Below are 16,561 nucleotides of genomic sequence, written 5' to 3' on the forward strand. Positions count from 1 at the left end.
TGTTTGAGCGGCGGGGGCCGCTCAACCGAGCAGGCGGGCCAGCGTCAGCAAGGCCAGCAACACCATCCAGAGCACCACGGAGCGCCACACCAGCCCCACGATGCTGCGCAGGTGCGCGACTTCCGGCTCGCGGCCCGGTGTGGCCTCGGTGGCAATGCCCTCTTCCGCATCAAGACCGCCGGCCTGAAAGCCTTGGGAGCTGTCCGGTGAGAAGGTGGTCTTGAGCGCCTCGCCGCCCAGGCGCACATTGACGGCACCGGAGGTGGCGGCCAGGATGATGCCGTCGTTGCGGTTTTCGGAAGCCGAAGGCGCATTCGCCGGGAAGCGCTGCGTATAGGTGCGCCAGGCATCGATCGCGTCCTCAAAACTGCCGACGACCGCAAAGCCCAGCGAGGTCACACGCGCTGGCACATAGTCGATCACGCCCCAGGCTCGGCTGGCGGCCAACTGCAGCGCCATGCTGGCGCCCTCGCCCGCCGCTGCGGCGGTCTTGCGTTTGTAGGCCCAGTAACGCGAGACGAATTCGCTCATGCGGTACAGCACCGCGCCCGCCGGTCCCAGGCCGAGCGCGGCCAGCACCGAAAACCAGCCCAGCACGCCGAACACGTGGCGATGCGCGGCCAGCACCGAATACTCGATGACGTGGCGGACGATTTCGCTGCGCGGCAGCTCGCTGGCGTCCACCTGGCGCCATTGGGCCAGCAGTTCGCGCGCCGTGGCCTCGTCGCCATCGTCCAGCGCGTCGCGGATGTCGGTGAAGTAGTGGCTGAACTGCCGAAAGCCCAGCGTGACGTACAGGATCGCCACGCTCCAGGCAAAGGCCAGCACGATGTTGATGTTCCAGAGCAGCCAGTGGATCAGCATGGTGACCAGCGCCGGCACCATGACGGCGACCGTCCAGGCGATCCAGCCATGGTGGGGTTTGCCGGCGTCCAGGCTGCGGTTGGTCCAGCGCGCCCAGCCGCGAAAGCCTGCATGAATCCAGTTGCCACGGGCCAGTGGCCGGGCCTGTTCGATGATGAGTGCAAACAAAACGGCAAAAAAGCTCATGCACGAATCATAGCGGCCCCCACGGTCGCGCACTGCGTGTCGCTCCCTGCCCCCCGAGGGGGCCGCCCGCCTGCGGCCCGGCTAAGCCGGTTCCGCGGCTCATGCTGGCTTGAAGAATTCTGTGGGTGCGACCAGCGATGGAGGTATTTCACCAGCGGGGGCCGCGGGTCCGGCTTTGCCGGCCCCAGGCGCCGCCCCCTTGAGGGGGGAACAGGCTACACGCCGTGAGCCTGGACAGGGGTGTGACTATCTAGGCGATCAGGAATCGGTAAAGGTTGCGCAGCATGCCGGCCGTCGCGCCCCAGATATAGCGCTCGCGGGCTTCGCTGCTGTCGCTCTCGGGGGAAGGATCGGAGTACGGCATGGACAGCCACTGCCGGATGACGCCGTCGAACTCGACCTCGTGGCGGCGGTGGTGGGCGGGGTTCATCAGGTAGCCGAGCGGCACCTCGAACACGTCGGCCACTTCGCCGGGGTTGGGCTGCAGCGCGAACCCCGGCTTCACCAGCGCTACCACCGGCGTGATGATGAAGGCCGTGCCGGTGACGTAGGTGGGCAAGGTGCCCAACACCTCCACGTGGTCGCGCGGCAGGCCGATTTCCTCGTGGGCTTCGCGCAAGGCGGTGTCCACCGCGTCGCGGTCGGTGTCGTCCGTTCGGCCGCCGGGCAGGGCCACCTGGCCGGAATGCGTGGAGAGGTTGGTGGTGCGTTCGGTCAGCAGCAGGGTCAACTCGGCGCGCATGACCAGCGGCACCAGCACGGCCGCCAGCGCCGGCGTGCGGTCGGTGAATTTTTTCTCGACGCTGTGTTCGGGCGTCCAGACCGGCGGATGCCGGAAGCGCTCACGCAGGGCCTGCGCCGACAGCCGTTCCATCGGCACGCCGGCCAGGTGGTCGTCAATGCCCTGCACCGGGATACTGCGAGGGTCAAACTTGGGCAGCGGCTTGGAGGAGTTCATGAGAAGAGGAAGAGGAGCACAGCGTAACAGGCACAAAAAAGCCGCTCATTGAGAGCGGCTTTTTCAGGGGAAACGCTGCTTTTACGCAGCCTTGGCGCCCAGCTTTTCCTTGATACGTGCGGATTTGCCGCTGCGGCTGCGCAGGTAGTACAGCTTGGCGCGACGCACATCACCGCGGCGCTTGACTTCAATCTTGGCGATCAGCGGGCTGTACACCTGGAAGGTGCGCTCGACGCCTTCGCCATTGGAGATCTTGCGGACGATGAAGCTGGAATTGAGGCCGCGATTGCGCTTGGCAATCACCACGCCTTCAAAAGCCTGCACGCGCTTGCGGGTGCCTTCAACCACGTTCACGCTGACAATGACGGTGTCGCCAGGTGCGTAAGCGGGAATGGTTTTGTTGAGGCGGGAAATTTCTTCCTGCTCGAGAGTCTGGATCAGATTCATGATTTTTCCATCTAACTTTTTCGTTCATGCACGCGCTACGCTAAAGACCGCAAATCCATGGATTCATCCGAAGATGGTTCAGATGGTTGCAGTGGCCGCCAGAGGATCGAAAAGCCTTTGATTATAGCAAGCCAGGGCTTTGCTCAAGCGTCCTTGTCCGGGTTTTCGACCAGATCGGCCAGAAAAGCTTCATCGCTTTCGCTCAAATGGCCGCTTTCACGCGCTTTTTGCACCAATTCGGGGCGTTCGTGTTGCGTCAAAGCCAGCCGCCGCTCGCGCCGCCAGCGCTCGATGTGGGCGTGGTTTCCGGACATCAGGGTGGCCGGCACCGGCTGGCCGCGCCAGCTTTCAGGCCGGGTGTAGTGCGGGCAGTCGAGCAGGCCGTCGAGCGCGGGGTTGAAACTGTCGAACTGGTGGCTGCCCTCGTCGTTGAGCACGCCGGGCTGCAACCGGGCCACCGCGTCCAGCAGGGCCATGGCGGCGATCTCGCCGCCCGACAGTACAAAGTCGCCCAGGCTGATCTGCAGGTCGACGTGGGCCTGGATGAAGCGCTGGTCCAGCCCCTCGTAACGGCCGCAAACCAGCACCGCACCGGCGCCGGCCGACCAGCTTTCGACACCGGCATGGTCGAGCACCTTGCCTATCGGTGAGAACAGCACCGTGGGCACCTTGGGCGCACCGCCGGCAGCGCGGTCGGCGTGTATGGCTTGAAGGCACAGCGCGAGCGGCTCGGCCATCATCACCATGCCGGGGCCGCCGCCAAATGGCCGGTCGTCCACCCGGCGGTAATTGCCGTCGGCATATTCTCGCGGGTTCCAGAGCTTGACCTCTACCAGGCCTGATTCATAGGCACGGCGGGTGACGCCGCTGGCCAGGAAAGGCGCGAAGAGTTCGGGAAACAGGGTGATGACGTCAAAGCGCATGGAAAGGCTATTTTGCGCGAGCCGGGCGCTGAGGGGAAATGGGACTGGAAAGGCCCCGAAAGAGACCCCGGAAAAGCGGCAGGCCTCAGTAGTCGGGCTGCCAGTCCACGGTGATGCACTTGCCGGCGATGTCGACGGCGTCGACATAGACCGAGACAAAGGGAATCATGCGTTCGGCGGTGGCGCTGCTGCCGTCTTCCTGCTGGGCGGTGTATTCCACGCAGAGCACGGAATGCGGGCCGGTGGCCATCAGGTCGCGTACCAGCCCCAGTTCCACGCCTTCGCGGTTGACCACTTTCAGGCCGATCAGGTCGACCCAGTAGTACTCGTCCTTGGAGGCGGCGGGGAAGCTGCTGCGCGGCAAAAAGATGCGCGCGCCGCGCAAGGCCTCGGCGGCATTGCGGTCGTCCAGGCCGGTGAACTTGGCGACGACGGAATCGGAATGGACTTTGGCCTCGTCCACGCTGAGCGTGACGGTGCCGGAAAACACGGTGAAGCCCGGGCGGAATTTGGCGTCAGGCGCCTGCAAAAACCAGGATTTTGCCGCGAAAAGCGCTTCTGGATCGGTGCTGTGCGGCAGGATTTTCACCCAGCCCTTGACGCCCCAGGCATCCAGGATGCGCCCGACTTCGATGGCGTCGTCCGGCAGGCTTGAGGGTGTCAAGCCCGCGGACGGCGAGAGGCCGGGCTGCATCGAAACTTGGAAATAAGTTTCTGGAGATCAGGCGGCCTTGGCGGCGCCTTGCTTGACCAGGCGTTCCACGGTCGGGGACGGCTGTGCGCCGACACCGATCCAGTGGGTCAGGCGGTCTTGCGCAATGCGCAGGCTCTCTTCGCCACCTTTGGCAATCGGGTTGTAAAAACCGATGCGCTCGATGAAACGGCCGTCGCGGCGGACGCGCTTGTCAGCCACAACAATGTTGAAAAAAGGACGGTGCTTGGAACCGCCGCGTGCAAGTCGAATGACGACCATGATTTATCCTTCGGGTGGTGGGGCTTACCGGTAAAGTAGATACCCCAATGTTCTGCAGCGCTTGAGACACACGACATGGCCACCCGGCCAGCGAATTGCTGCAAAGCCTGAGATTATAGCCTGCCGGACGGTTTTCCCGGAAATTCGCCCTTCTTCCCTGCCTTTCGCTGCCTCCAACCGCCCTGCGCGCCCTCCCCCATGCCCCTCATACGCCCCAGCCGCGACGAAGACATTCCCGCCGTTACCGCCATTTACGGCCACCACGTGCTGCACGGCACGGGAACCTTTGAAACCGAACCGCCCAGCGTCACCGACATGGCGGCCCGACGGGCCGACGTGCTGTCCAAGGGCCTGCCCTACCTGGTCGCGGAGCAGGACGGCCAGATCGCCGGCTTCGCCTACGGCAACTGGTTCAAGCCGCGGCCGGCCTACCGGTTCTCGGTGGAAGACTCGATTTACCTGGCCCCCGACCAGCACCGCAAGGGCCTGGGCCGCGCCCTGCTGGCCGAACTGCTGGCACGGTTTGAGGCTGCGGGCATACGCAAGGCCATGGCGGTGATCGGCGACTCGGCCAATGCGGGCTCGGTCGGCGTGCACCGCTCGCTCGGCTTCACCGAAGTCGGCACGGTTCGCTCCTGCGGCTGGAAATTCGGCGCCTGGCGCGACATCGTCATCATGGAAAAGACCCTGGGTGCAGGCGACACGCAGCCGCCGCCCGAGCAGCCCGCCGCATAATCGCCGCATGCAAACCGTCTCCTCCTCTCCCAAAGCCCCCAAAAACAAAACCCTGGCAGCCTGGCTGGCCTTGATCACCGGCCAGCTCGGCGTGCACCGCCTTTACCTGTTCGGCCTGGGCGACGTCTGGGCCTGGCTGCATCCCATCACCGCCGCGCTGGGCTGGTGGGGCGTGGAACGCGTGCGGCAGTACGGCCAGGACGACCACCTGGCCTGGGTGCTGATTCCCCTGCTGGGTTTCACCCTGGCCGGCACGGCCCTGACCGCGATTTACTACGGCCTGATGCCGACGGAAAAATGGAATGCGCTGCACAACGCCGGCACACCGGCCACCCAGGCCGGCAACACCAACTGGCTGACCATAGGCGCGGTGGTGTTTGCGCTGCTGTTCGGCACGATTTCACTGATGTCCAGCATCGTGTTCAGCTTCCAGCGCTACTTCGAATATCAAGTTGAAGAAGCGAAGAAGATAAGCCAGTAGAGCCCCCACGCTTTTCACTGCGTGTAATGCGCTGCCCCCCGAGGGGGCCGCTGCGCCTGCGGCCCGGCAAAGCCGGTTCCGCGGCCCCTGCTTGATTAAGAGCCCTTCTCGCCAGGTGTGTTTCGTCTGATCAGAACACCTGAAGACTGACCCAATACGCGATAGCTGCCACGAAAGCCGAGGCGGGGATGGTGAAAATCCAGGCCCAGACGATGTTGCCGGCCACACCCCAGCGCACGGCCGAGGCGCGCTGCGTGGAGCCCACGCCGACAATGGCGCCGGTGATGGTGTGCGTGGTGGAAACGGGAATGCCCAGCGCAGTTGCCAGGAACAGCGTCAGCGCGCCGCCGGTCTCGGCGCAAAAGCCGCCCACAGGCTTGAGCTTGGTGATCTTCTGGCCCATGGTTTTCACAATGCGCCAGCCGCCGAACATGGTGCCGAAGCCGATGGCGATGTAGCAGACGATGACCACCCAGATGGGCAGGTGCTCGGTGGTCGCCATCATCCAGACCGGCAGGCCCTGCACGTTGCTGGTCGTCGCGGCGATCAGCAGCAGCCAGATGATGCCGGCGGTTTTCTGCGCGTCGTTGCCGCCATGGCCCAGGCTGTAGGCGCCCGCGGACACCAGTTGCAGCCGGCGGAACCATCGGTCGGCCTTCGACGGGGTCGTCCTGCGACACACCCAGGCCACCGCCACCATCATCAGCGAACCCAGCAAGAATCCCAGCAGGGGCGACACGAAAATAAAGGCCACCACCTTGAAGACGCCCGATGCGATCAGCGCGCTGGCACCGGCCTTGGCGATCACGGCCCCGACGATGCCGCCGATCAGCGCATGCGAGGAACTGCTGGGGATGCCGTAAAACCAGGTGACGATGTTCCAGGTGATCGCGCCCATCAACGCGCCGAACACCACATGGGTGTCGACCACACCGGGCATCACGATGCCCTTGCCTATGGTCGCCGCAACGCTCAGGTGGAAGATGAAATACGCGAGGAAGTTGAAGAAGGCGGCGAACAGCACCGCCTGCCCCGGCTTGAGCACGCCCGTCGACACCACCGTGGCGATGGAGTTTGCCGCGTCATGAAAGCCGTTCATGAAGTCGAAGGCGATGGCCAGGAAGACCAGCAGGAACACCACCCACAGGGTGGCCTGTACGGTTTGCATGATTCAGGCGCCCGGGTTCAGGAGTTCTCGAGGACGATGCCCTCGATCAGGTTGGCCACGTCCTCGCACTTGTCGGTGATGGTTTCGAGGAGCTCATACACCGCCTTGAGCTTGATGACTTCGCGCACGTCGGGCTCTTCGCGGAACAGCCGGCTCATGGCCGAGCGCATCACGCGGTCGGCGTCGGATTCGAGCTTGTCGATTTCCTCGCAGGTCTTGAGCGCAGCCTCGGCCGTCGCGGCGTCGCTGACTTTTTCGATCAGCGCCACGGCGTCCTGCAGGCGTTCACAGCATTTGACGCTGAGGTCGGTCAACCGGACGATGTCCTCGGTCATGTGGCGCACGTCATACAGCGCCATGGTTTCGGCCGAATCCTGGATCAGGTCGGCCACGTCGTCCATGGTGTTGATGAGCTTGTGGATCTGCTCGCGGTCTATCGGCGTGATGAAAGTCTTGTGCAGCGCACGGTTGACTTCATGCGTGATGCGGTCGGCGGCGCGCTCGGCGTGGTCGACTTCACGGTTGAAGGCTTCGCGCTTTTCCACATCGCTGTAGTTGGCGACCAGCTTCGAAAAAGCGTGGGCCGCCTCCACGATGCGTTCTGCATGCTGGTTGAACATCTCGAAAAAATTGCCTTCGCGCGGCAGCAATTTGCCAAACAGCATGTCAGTTCCTCAGGAAATATGTCAAAAATATGACGTTTTTGTGACTGCCGGAAGTTTACCTTGCCCCCACGGTCGCTCACTGCGTGTAGCTTCCTGCCCCCCGAGGGGGCCGCTGCGCCTGCGGTCTGGCAAAGCCAGTCCCGCGGCCCCGGCTTGGTTAAAAGGTTGCCCGATCAGGCGCTGCGGAAGATGAAATACACCGCCCCTACCATGCACAGCGCCGCCCACAGGTAATCGAGCTTGAGCGGTTCGTTCAAGTAGAACACCGCGAAGGGCACGAACACGCTGAGGGTGATGACCTCCTGCATGATCTTGAGCTGGCCCACGCTGAACTGGGTGAAGCCTATGCGGTTGCCGGGCACCTGCAGCAGGTATTCAAATAAGGCGATGCCCCAGCTGATCAAGGCCGCGACGTACCAGGGCGAGGTCGCCAGGTTCTTCAGGTGGCCGTACCAGGCGAAGGTCATGAACACGTTGGACAGCAGCAGCAGGCCTATGGTCTGCGCCGACACCGGCAATGACTGGAGGAATTGCATCGAAAGGACTCCGGACTAGGCGTCAGCCGAAATGGCCGACCAGGATCAACACCACGGTCAACGTCACCAGGGCCAGCGCGGTGGAGACCACCACGCTGGCGGTGATCAGCTCTTCGGCGACCTTGTAGCGCTGGGAAAACAAAAATACATTGGCGCCGATCGGCAGGGCCGACGCCACTACCATCACCGCCATGGGCACGCCGCTCACGCCCAGCAGCCGGCACAGGCCGAACACCAGCAGCGGATGCAGCAAATTTTTCACCCCTGCCAGGGCCAGCGCCTGGCGCCAGTGCTCGCCCACACGTGTGTTGGCCAGGGTCACGCCGACCAGCACCAGCGCCAGCGGGCCGAAGGCGGTGGCCAGCAACTCCAGCGGTTTGTCGACGACGGCGGGAATCGTGAACCCGGTCTGCGCGAACAGCAGGCCGGCGATGATGGGCAGCGGCACCGGGTGCAGCAGCGCGTTTTTCACGGCCATCATCACGGTGGCCACCGGGTGCCGCGGCGCGCTCGTCACTTCGTCGCTGGTGCCCTGTTTTTGTTCATGCGCCACCGCAAGCTCCAGCACCACGGTGGCGCTGGTCAGCAGCACCAGCGAATGCACAGAGACCAGGGTGAACAGCGTCACCAGCCCCTGGGGCCCGTACATCAGGCCTATCAGCGCGATGCCGATCATGACGGTGTTGGAAAAGGTATTGGCCAGCGCCAGCACGGCGGCGCGGCGATTGAAGCCCTGCACCAGCAGGGTGCCGCCGAAAAGCACGATGACAGCCAGGAAGTAGGCCAGCACCGGCTTGAAATCGAGCTGCTCGATGCGCACCCGGCTCATGGTGCGAAACAGCAGGGCCGGCGTCAGCAGCAGAAAGATCAGGTTGGAAAGGTCCTTGATGGCATTCGCCCTGATCCACTGCGCCCGGCCGGCGAAAAACCCAGCGGCAATCAACAGCACCACCGGGAACAGGGACTCAAAGACAAGCGTGTTCATTGGCGCAATCTTAGCTTGCCATCCCTGGTCTGCTGCTCCCGGTGGCGGCCTAGAACGCCAGCTGCATACCCACTTTCAGGCTGCGCCCCGGCAACGGCGCCTTGGGAAAAGCCGTGGTCGTCAGCACCGATGACGCGCTGTAGGCCAACTGGTTGGTCAGGTTGTCCACCCTGGCGTACCAGAGGACGTTGCTGGCGCCCGCCTTCATGCGGTAGGTGGCCCCCAGGTTCCACAAGGTGTAGGCCGAGGTCGCACGCTGGCCGGCGGCCACGCGGTTTTGCGCCGTCGAGTGGTCGAAGCCTATGCTGCTGCCCCAGGGCCCGCTGGCCCAGACCAGGCTGGCGCCCAGGCGTGCCGGCGCGATGCGCGGCAGTGGCTGGCCGTTGCTGAGGTTGGTGGCGCGCACGACATCCCCGCGCAAAGCCAGGTCCAGGCTGGACGCGCCTTCCACCAAGCGGATGTTGCCGCTCGCTTCCAGGCCCACGAAGCGCGCGCGCACACCAGTGTAGGCAAACTCCGGCAGCAGGCTGTTGTCCGGGTTGCCGTCGTCCACGCCGTCGCCGTCCAGGTCGGCCGGGTTCAGCGCACCGTCTTCCTGGCCGTAGTTATTGCCCGTGGCCAGCAGGCCGATGTAGTTCTTGAAGCGGTGCACATAGGCGTTGGCGCTGAAGCTGTTGGCGCCCGACTTCCAGCTGGCACCCAGGTCCAGGCTGGTCGACTTTTCCTTGCCCAGGGTGGGATCGCCGGTTTCCCAGGCCTTGGTCGCCACGTGTGGGCCCTGGGCGAACAGCTCATAGTCCTTGGGCGCGCGTTCGGTGTAGGCCAGGTTGCTGGTGAGCTGCCAGCCCGGCGCCGCATTCCACAAAGCGCCCAATGCATAGCTGTGCGGCGTGAAGTCGCGCGTCAGCGGCGCAAAACGCGCCACCAGCGGGTTGCCCAGCGACTCCACCTTGACCGACTCCAGCCGCCCGCCAAAACTGAGTTTGCCCCAGCCCGTGGCGTACTCTTCATAGGCGAAAACGGCGTTCTGCGACGTCTTGCTGTAGGGCGCGAAAGCCTCCGCGCCGTCGGCCGAGAAGCGGTTGTTTTCGGCCTGGAAGCCGACCAGGCCTTCCAGGTTGCCGATGCGCGCATGCCGCGCCTCCAGCCGCACATCGCTGCCCTTGTTCTTGAACACAGTGCCGGGATTCGGGCCTTCGAACTCGGTGTGCTGGTAGTCGGTGTGGCTCAGCTGGCCCTTCACGCTGCGGATGAAGCCGCCCAGGTCGCGCACCTCGCCTTCCAGCGCCACGCGGTTCGACTTCATGTCAATCGTCACGTCGTCTTCCGCCACCGTGCCGTAGTTGCTGCGGTAGGTGCTGACCGACGCGCCCAGGTAGCCGTGGTCAAAAAACACCGAGCCGCCGGCCGCGCCGCCGCGGACTTTGCTGTCAGAGTTGCAGATGCGGTTGGTGATGGTATTGATGCCGCCCTTGCCGCAGGCCAGGTCCGTGGGCACCTTCACGTCGCCGGTTTCCCGGTTGAACACGTCCACATGCAGGGCATAACGGTTGTTGCCGCCTTCGAGCAGCACACCGCTGCTTTTTTCGCGGTTGCCGCTGGCCAGGCCCAGGTCGACTTTGCCGCCCACGCTGCCCTTTTCATCGAACAGCGGCTCGCGCGGGATGCGGTTGTCGATGACGTTGACCACACCGCCCACGGCGCTGCCGCCGTAGAGCAAGGCGCCGGGGCCGCGCAGCACCTCGATGCGTTCGATGCTGATGGGATCGGCCGTCACCGCGTGGTCATAGCTCAGGCTGGAAGCATCCAGCGTCGCGCCGCCATTGCCCAGGATGCGGATGCGGTCGCCGTCCAGGCCGCGGATGATGGGGCGGCTGGCATTGGGGCCGAAGTAGGTGCTGCTCACGCCGGGCACGCCGTCCAGGGTTTCGCCCAGCGTGGTTTTGGAGCGCAACAACAGACCGGTGCCCGAGTACTGCGCCGCGGGCACGATCAAATCGGTGGAACCGAGCGGGTTGCCGGTGACGGTGATTTCTTTCAGGCTGGACGCGGGCGCCAGCGAGGCGGTCTGGGCACTCGCCAGGCCGCAAGAGAGCGTTGCCGCGACGCAGAGCGCGTGGCTAATAAAAGGTGGTTTCATGGTGACTCGCTGAATCGGGAAAAACAAAAAGAGCAAAGCTGCGCCTGGCCTGGCGGCCGGCGCTCAACAAGCAGGGGGAAATTCAGCGAGTGGAAGGCGGGCCGCGCGCGTCGAACAGCGCCGCCCAGCGGGCGAGTGCTTCGCCGCGGGAGATGTCAAAAGCCACACTGGAAAGTACCAGCGGCAAACTCAGCATGGGGAACGTGGGCGCCGCCTGGCCATGGCTGGCCTGGTCGAACAGGCGGCAGTCCGAATCGCCGTCATGCGAGGAAAACAGCGAGGCCAGCCAGCCGGCGTCACCCTCTTCTTCGGCATGCGCAAGCGCGGAATGTTCTTGCTGGTGCTGGTGCTGATGGCTGTCGTGATGCACATTCGAATTCGAATGGATGTGTGCCTGCGGGCCATGCACCACACCGTGCATCAGCCCCAACAGCTGCGCAAGCAGGAGCGCGGCGACCAGCAGCCAGACCAGGCCCCCGTGGCGACTCAGACCCCGGCGCTCACTTGACGCTGGTGGCATCCGTTATGCGGTAGTAAAGGCCATAAGAATCGTCATTGAGGACCAGGAAGCGTCCCTCCACCACGACCGGCTCCATGCTGTATTTCACCGGCGTCTTGGTCTTGACCTCGACCATGCTCTCCGGCCCGCCGGGCAGGCAGAAGGCGCAGGTCAGCGGCACCGACGACAGCAGGAAATGTTTTTGCTTTTCGCCCGGGTCCAGCGGCATCATGAAACCCTGGATGCGCTGCGTCTTCTGGTTCAGCGCCATCTGGTCCAGGGTGAAGACCGGCAGGATGCGGTTCTTCTCGTTTTTGGTTTTCACCGCCGTCAGCACCGACCAGGGCACCACGTCGGTCCGGGCCGCCAGCGGCGGAAACGGGCTGTTGGCGCCATGCACGCCCGCACCCTGGCCCACCGGCAGGTCAAAACCCGGCGCCGCTGCGGCCGGCTTGGCCCCGCCCGCCACCGGCGAAGACAAGGTCTGCGCCTGCAGGCCCACCGCCGTGATGGACAGGCCGCAAGCGAGCGCGGCGGCACGGCTCAGGCAATGGCGAAGGATGGGATGCATGCGGGACTCCTGGAGGTGTGGCGCCGGTTCAGGCCTGGATAATGCCCCAGGCTCAGTGAACGTGCTTCATGCCGCAGTATTTGCCGACGGCCAGTCCTTTGCAAGCGGCCTGCAGTTCTTTTTCGCAGACCTCGTCTTTTTTACCCGACTCCAGACATTTGGCCGCGTTTTCATGGGCGGCGGCCATGGCGCGGTGGCGCTGGATGTCTTCCTTGGTTTCCTTGTCATTGTGCTGCGCATGGGCCAGCGAAAAAACGGCGCTCAGGGCCAGCGCAGCCATGCCGCCCAGGACGGGCGAGAACTTGAGGAATTGCTGGGCGAAACGAAGGCTTGGCATAAAAGTTACCTTGATTGGAGAAGTTCAAACACACTGACCCGGTAGGCCTCCCAGGCGGGCAGCAGCGCGGACGCCAGCGCCACCCCCAGGGCCAATACCGGCACACTTACCAGTTCGACCGGCCACGACATCGCGCCGATCAACACGGATTTTTCGAGCTGCAGCGCCCAGCCCAGCAGCGCCGTCAAGCCCTGCCCCGCCAGCACGCCCAGCACGGTGGCGAGCAGCGCCAGCCACAGGGCCTCGCACAGCAGCAGGCCGGCCACCTTGCCCGGCGGCGCGCCCAGCATGCGCAGCAGCGCCAGGTCGGCCCGGCGCTCGCGCACCGCGCCCCACAGCGCGATGAACACGCTGAGGCCGGCCGTGAGCAGCAGCACGCCGGCCAGCGCGCGCAGCACGTCGGTGCCCACACCCACCATGCTGAGCAGGCGCGTGATCTCCAGCGCCGGCGCGGCGGCCTGCATCTCGGTGCTGCTGTTGATGTAGCGCGGAAAGGTCACCGCCGCCAGCGGCGTTTTGTACTGGATCAGCGCCAGCGTGATTTCACGGTCTTCTTCCAGCACCTTGCGGTCGTCGTCATCCAGCGCGGTGTCGGTCTCGTGCACCTGCCAGACCGATTCGGTGGCGGTGAGCACCAGGCGGTCCAGCACGGTGCGGCTGGGCGCCAGCACGCCCGAGACGACATAGGGGCTCAGCTTGTGCTCTTCACCGCCGCCGCCCAGTCCGTGCGTGCCGGTGAAGCTGTCGCCCACTTTGAGGCCGGTCTGCCGCGCGACCTGCGCGCCTATCACCGCCTGCATGGGCTTGACCCACAGCGTGCCCTGCGCCAGTTGCGCCTCGTAGTGGCTGATGTAGTCGGGCGTGGTGCCCACGATGCGAAAGCCGCGAAAGCTGTCGCCCAGGCTGATCGGAATGACCTTGGCGACCTGCGGGTGCTTTTCGAGTTCCTTCACCGCGGCCAGCGGCACATTGCCGGTCGGCACGTCGAGGTGGAACACGCCCGAGAGAATCAGCTGCATGGGGCTGCCCTTGGCGCCCACCACCACGTCGATGCCCGCCAGGTCGCGGTCAAAGGCCTGGTTGATCTGGTGGCCGACCAGCAGCAAAAAAGTGATGGAGGCCAGCCCCAGCGTGAGCAGCAGCAGGTTGAGCGCCGCGGCCAGCGGACGCGACCACAGGTAGCGCCAGGCGAAAGCAATGGTCTTCATGGCTGCCGACGCCCCAGCTGCAAGGCCTGGAGGCCTTTTTCGTCCCTGAAAAATTCCGCCACGCGCGCATCGTGCGTGGCGATCACCAGCGTCGCGCCCTGCTGCCGCGCCGTGGCCCGCAGCAAGTCCAGCGAAGCCGCCGCGGCCTCGTCGTCCAGGCTGGCCGTGGGCTCGTCCGCCAGGATCACCTGCGGCTTGAGCAATACCGCGCGCGCCAGCGCCACGCGCTGCGCCTGGCCGCCCGAGAGCTGCGCCGGCTTGCGCTGCGCCAGCGCCTGTACGTCAAGCGCGGCCAGCGCCTCGCTGATGCGGCTTTCGTCGGCCGACCGGCCCGCCGCCCACTGCGCCATGGCCAAGTTGCCATGCACCGTAAGCGCCGCGCTCAAATGCAATTTCTGCGGCAGAAAGCCGACGGTGGCGGCGCGCCAGGCATCGCCGGCGGCCTTGCCCAGCGCCTTCATGGCTTGGCCCGCGACCATGATGTCGCCTTCGGCCGGCGCCAGCAAACCGGCGGCCAGCGCCAACCAGGTCGACTTGCCCGAGCCCGAAGCGCCGCGCAGCAGCAGCACGCCGCCCTGGGCCACTTCCAGGTCCTCGAAGCGCAGTTCGGGGCCACCGCCTGCGTAACGGTAAACAAGCTGGCGCGTGCTGATCATGAGGAAGCCGCGCCGGTCGCGCAGTCCGCGCACACGCCGCGCACCGCAAAGTCCATGCTCATGCCCTGGTAGCCCAGTGCCTTCAAGGCTTCCAGCGCGGTCTGCGCGGCGCGCTCCAGGTCTTTCGCGCTGGCCTTCAACGCACCCGAACGCTTGCCGGACAGCGCGCCCGCCAGCGGGCTGTCACGGTGACAGGTCTGGCATTCAAAGTGCGGAATGGCATGCACGCTGCTGGGCATGGCCTGGTAGCGCCGCACGCGGTTGGCATCCACCCGGCACAGCAGCAAACCCACCTGCGTGAGCCGGTCGATCAAGCGATACAGCGTGACACGGTCCAGCACCGATTCGGCATCGCCAGCCAGCGCCGCCCGCAATTGCGCATGGGTGTAGCTGGTGTCCGGGTGCGCCAGCAGCCAACCCAGCACCAGCCGCGCGGCCGCCGTGCGGCGCAGGCCGTGGGCGGAGAGCAGCGTGTCTATCGGGTCGGCCGGGCGGTCAGTCATGGGAGAAAAGTTGGGCGCAACGGGGAAAGCTGCGGATTTTCAATTAACGCAATCGAGTTGCATTATTACCGCAATTGCGCCTGTTTCCAGCCCGGCTTTGTAAAGTCAATCCCGGTAAGGCTTGTGACTCCGGGGAGCCTGCGGCAGCTGTTCGTCGAGCGACTGGCGATAGCGCAGGCAGCCCTGCAAAAACTGCGGCCACTCGGGCACCACAGGAAGCGGGTCCGACTTCTCCGGCAGCAGCGACCATAGCGCGGGATGGTGCCAGCACAACTCGTGCCCGGTGCTGTCGCGATGTTCGCGAATGCCTTGCCGCAGCTTCTTCACTTCCGCGATGAGCTGTTCACGCGACAAGCCTTCAAGGTCAGCGTCCATGATGCCTCCGTAACATGACATGTTCAAGTGTACGAACACCCTCATCATAGGCATCGCCGAAAGTGCCTGCTTTCGGCCTGCATGCATGAAACACCTCATCAGCGGTAAATCAAACCCGACAGCTGCCACGCCATACGCCTGCGTATTTGCGGCAGGCGTGACATCATCGACATCGCGAGATTGCGCAGCGCACGCAGTGCGGGCCGAACCGTGGCCAGCCGGGTCAGGCGATCGGCCAGGGCGACGATCTGGCGGGCCACGGGTTGCCGCTCCGCGGCGTAGGCGTCAAGTGAAGTCGTACTGCCGGCCAGTGCCTCCTCCAGCGCACCAGCGAGGCTGATTGCATCGAGAATGCCGGCATTCATGCCCTGGCCACCGGCCGGGCTGTGCACATGGGCAGCATCGCCTGCCAGCAGGATACGGCCGGCGCGGTAGTTTTCAGCCACGCGATGGTGCACGCGGAAGCGGGAACCCCACACCACTTCTTGCACCACGGCGCGTTGGCGCTGCGGCCCGCGTGCATCCAGGAGCGCCTGCACGTAGGCAGCATCGGCTTGCTCCGGGGCATCGCTGACAGTGGCCACCACGCGATGCACGCCGTCGGGCAGAGGGGCCAACACCACCATGCCGGCAGGCGAGAAGTACAGGATCACTTCGTCGGTCGGAACGCCCCCGCTCAGGCGCACGTCGGCCAGCACAAACGATTCACCGTAGCTGCCGCCGTTGAAGGCGATGCCGGCACTCTCGCGCACAGCACTGTGCATGCCGTCGGCGCCGACCACAAAGCGCGCGCGTATGCAGCTGCCGTCGTCCAAGGTAGCCGTCGCACCTGACGCATCCTGCGCAAGCGCGGCCAATGTACGCGGACGCAGTACGCGCCCTCCCAACTCCACCAGGCGCTGCAGCAACACACTCTCGGTGACAGCTTGCGAGACCATCAACGTGTACGGGTACTGCGTGGGCAACTGATCGAAACCGATGGGCATAAGCACCCGGTCGCGGTCGCGGATGGTGAATCGCCGGGCCTGCAAGCCGCGCGCGACCAGCCGCTGGGTGACGCCCAATGGCTCCAGCACTTCCAGCGTGCGGGCGTGAACGACTGCCGCGCGCGAGGTATTGGCACCTTCAGCCTGCCGGTCGATAACGCAGGCGCGCACGCCACGTGCCAGCAACGAAGTAGCCAGCGTAAGGCCGGTGGGACCGGCACCAACGATCAGGACGTCTGTGTCGAAGCCCGTGGATGAGGCGGGGAAATTGAGATTGCTCGAGGGAAAAGTCATGATTACTCCAAAAAGTCAACAAGTGTTGGTCAACAACCGTTGGCAATAATAATTAACGTTGCCAAAAAAGT

21 protein-coding genes are annotated in these 16,561 nt (G+C 64.8%); 2 read left to right on the top strand and 19 right to left on the bottom strand.

Annotated elements, in window-relative coordinates; translation table 11 throughout:
• Positions 1–21: 21 nt before the first annotated feature.
• The 6 genes from ACSQ27_RS23145 to rpsP all read right to left on the bottom strand — a co-directional run bounded on the left by ACSQ27_RS23145 (position 22) and on the right by rpsP (position 4,351).
• Positions 22–1,050, bottom strand: a complete 1,029-nt coding sequence (locus ACSQ27_RS23145; protein ID WP_436157848.1) for a CobD/CbiB family protein — start codon at positions 1,048–1,050, stop codon at positions 22–24.
• 250 nt (positions 1,051–1,300) lie between these two features.
• Positions 1,301–2,008: a CoA pyrophosphatase gene (locus ACSQ27_RS23150; RefSeq protein WP_436157849.1), complete on the bottom strand. Its 708-nt coding sequence runs from the start codon at positions 2,006–2,008 to the stop codon at positions 1,301–1,303.
• A gap of 81 nt (positions 2,009–2,089) precedes the next feature.
• Positions 2,090–2,455 (bottom strand): 50S ribosomal protein L19, encoded by a 366-nt coding sequence (gene rplS / locus ACSQ27_RS23155; RefSeq protein WP_436157850.1) that lies wholly within the window; start codon positions 2,453–2,455, stop codon positions 2,090–2,092.
• 143 nt (positions 2,456–2,598) lie between these two features.
• Positions 2,599–3,378: a tRNA (guanosine(37)-N1)-methyltransferase TrmD gene (gene trmD, locus ACSQ27_RS23160; protein WP_436157851.1), complete on the bottom strand. Its 780-nt coding sequence runs from the start codon at positions 3,376–3,378 to the stop codon at positions 2,599–2,601.
• An 85-nt stretch (positions 3,379–3,463) separates the two neighbouring features.
• Positions 3,464–4,072 carry a ribosome maturation factor RimM gene (gene rimM, locus ACSQ27_RS23165; RefSeq protein ID WP_436157852.1) on the bottom strand — a complete coding sequence of 203 codons (609 nt, stop codon included), beginning with the start codon at positions 4,070–4,072 and terminating at the stop codon, positions 3,464–3,466.
• 27 nt (positions 4,073–4,099) lie between these two features.
• A complete protein-coding gene (rpsP, locus tag ACSQ27_RS23170; RefSeq protein ID WP_436157853.1) occupies positions 4,100–4,351 on the bottom strand; it encodes a 30S ribosomal protein S16 in 252 nt (83 codons plus the stop codon).
• 198 nt (positions 4,352–4,549) lie between these two features.
• On the opposite strand from rpsP, the gene ACSQ27_RS23175 reads away from it, so the two are divergent.
• Complete coding sequence (locus ACSQ27_RS23175; RefSeq protein ID WP_436157854.1) at positions 4,550–5,086, top strand: N-acetyltransferase family protein; 537 nt, start codon at positions 4,550–4,552, stop codon at positions 5,084–5,086.
• A 7-nt stretch (positions 5,087–5,093) separates the two neighbouring features.
• Positions 5,094–5,567, top strand: a complete 474-nt coding sequence (locus ACSQ27_RS23180) for a hypothetical protein (protein ID WP_436157855.1) — start codon at positions 5,094–5,096, stop codon at positions 5,565–5,567.
• Between the two features lie 130 nt (positions 5,568–5,697).
• Here the strand turns inward: ACSQ27_RS23180 and ACSQ27_RS23185 are convergent, their stop codons facing one another.
• The 13 genes from ACSQ27_RS23185 to ACSQ27_RS23245 all read right to left on the bottom strand — a co-directional run bounded on the left by ACSQ27_RS23185 (position 5,698) and on the right by ACSQ27_RS23245 (position 16,490).
• Entirely contained in the window at positions 5,698–6,735 is a 1,038-nt protein-coding gene (locus tag ACSQ27_RS23185) for an anion permease (RefSeq protein ID WP_436157856.1), read from the bottom strand.
• Between the two features lie 17 nt (positions 6,736–6,752).
• The gene (locus tag ACSQ27_RS23190) at positions 6,753–7,400 is read right to left on the bottom strand and encodes a DUF47 domain-containing protein (RefSeq protein WP_413327724.1); all 648 of its coding nucleotides are present in this window, start codon (positions 7,398–7,400) and stop codon (positions 6,753–6,755) included.
• Between the two features lie 173 nt (positions 7,401–7,573).
• Positions 7,574–7,936 (bottom strand): DMT family protein, encoded by a 363-nt coding sequence (locus ACSQ27_RS23195; RefSeq protein ID WP_436157857.1) that lies wholly within the window; start codon positions 7,934–7,936, stop codon positions 7,574–7,576.
• Between the two features lie 22 nt (positions 7,937–7,958).
• Positions 7,959–8,921 carry an AEC family transporter gene (locus ACSQ27_RS23200; protein WP_436157858.1) on the bottom strand — a complete coding sequence of 321 codons (963 nt, stop codon included), beginning with the start codon at positions 8,919–8,921 and terminating at the stop codon, positions 7,959–7,961.
• 49 nt (positions 8,922–8,970) lie between these two features.
• Positions 8,971–11,061, bottom strand: a complete 2,091-nt coding sequence (locus tag ACSQ27_RS23205; protein WP_436157859.1) for a TonB-dependent receptor — start codon at positions 11,059–11,061, stop codon at positions 8,971–8,973.
• Positions 11,062–11,143: 82 nt separating this feature from the next.
• Positions 11,144–11,581, bottom strand: coding sequence for a hypothetical protein (locus ACSQ27_RS23210; protein WP_436157860.1), 438 nt, complete (start codon positions 11,579–11,581; stop codon positions 11,144–11,146).
• The gene (locus ACSQ27_RS23215) at positions 11,562–12,131 is read right to left on the bottom strand and encodes a DUF3299 domain-containing protein (protein ID WP_436157861.1); all 570 of its coding nucleotides are present in this window, start codon (positions 12,129–12,131) and stop codon (positions 11,562–11,564) included. The genes ACSQ27_RS23210 and ACSQ27_RS23215 overlap by 20 nt, the downstream gene beginning before the upstream one ends.
• A gap of 52 nt (positions 12,132–12,183) precedes the next feature.
• Positions 12,184–12,411 (bottom strand): hypothetical protein, encoded by a 228-nt coding sequence (locus ACSQ27_RS23220; protein ID WP_436157931.1) that lies wholly within the window; start codon positions 12,409–12,411, stop codon positions 12,184–12,186.
• A 62-nt stretch (positions 12,412–12,473) separates the two neighbouring features.
• The gene (locus tag ACSQ27_RS23225) at positions 12,474–13,676 is read right to left on the bottom strand and encodes an ABC transporter permease (RefSeq protein WP_436157862.1); all 1,203 of its coding nucleotides are present in this window, start codon (positions 13,674–13,676) and stop codon (positions 12,474–12,476) included.
• Positions 13,673–14,332 carry an ABC transporter ATP-binding protein gene (locus ACSQ27_RS23230; RefSeq protein ID WP_436157863.1) on the bottom strand — a complete coding sequence of 220 codons (660 nt, stop codon included), beginning with the start codon at positions 14,330–14,332 and terminating at the stop codon, positions 13,673–13,675. The genes ACSQ27_RS23225 and ACSQ27_RS23230 overlap by 4 nt, the downstream gene beginning before the upstream one ends.
• Positions 14,329–14,835 (bottom strand): Fur family transcriptional regulator, encoded by a 507-nt coding sequence (locus ACSQ27_RS23235; RefSeq protein WP_436157864.1) that lies wholly within the window; start codon positions 14,833–14,835, stop codon positions 14,329–14,331. The genes ACSQ27_RS23230 and ACSQ27_RS23235 overlap by 4 nt, the downstream gene beginning before the upstream one ends.
• Positions 14,836–14,940: 105 nt before the next feature.
• Complete coding sequence (locus ACSQ27_RS23240; RefSeq protein WP_436157865.1) at positions 14,941–15,210, bottom strand: hypothetical protein; 270 nt, start codon at positions 15,208–15,210, stop codon at positions 14,941–14,943.
• A gap of 98 nt (positions 15,211–15,308) precedes the next feature.
• Entirely contained in the window at positions 15,309–16,490 is a 1,182-nt protein-coding gene (locus tag ACSQ27_RS23245; protein WP_436157866.1) for an FAD-dependent oxidoreductase, read from the bottom strand.
• Positions 16,491–16,561: the final 71 nt, after the last annotated feature.

Origin of the sequence: Polaromonas sp. LjRoot131, from assembly GCF_964252805.1 — a bacterium.
Lineage (GTDB): Bacteria > Pseudomonadota > Gammaproteobacteria > Burkholderiales > Burkholderiaceae_C > Polaromonas.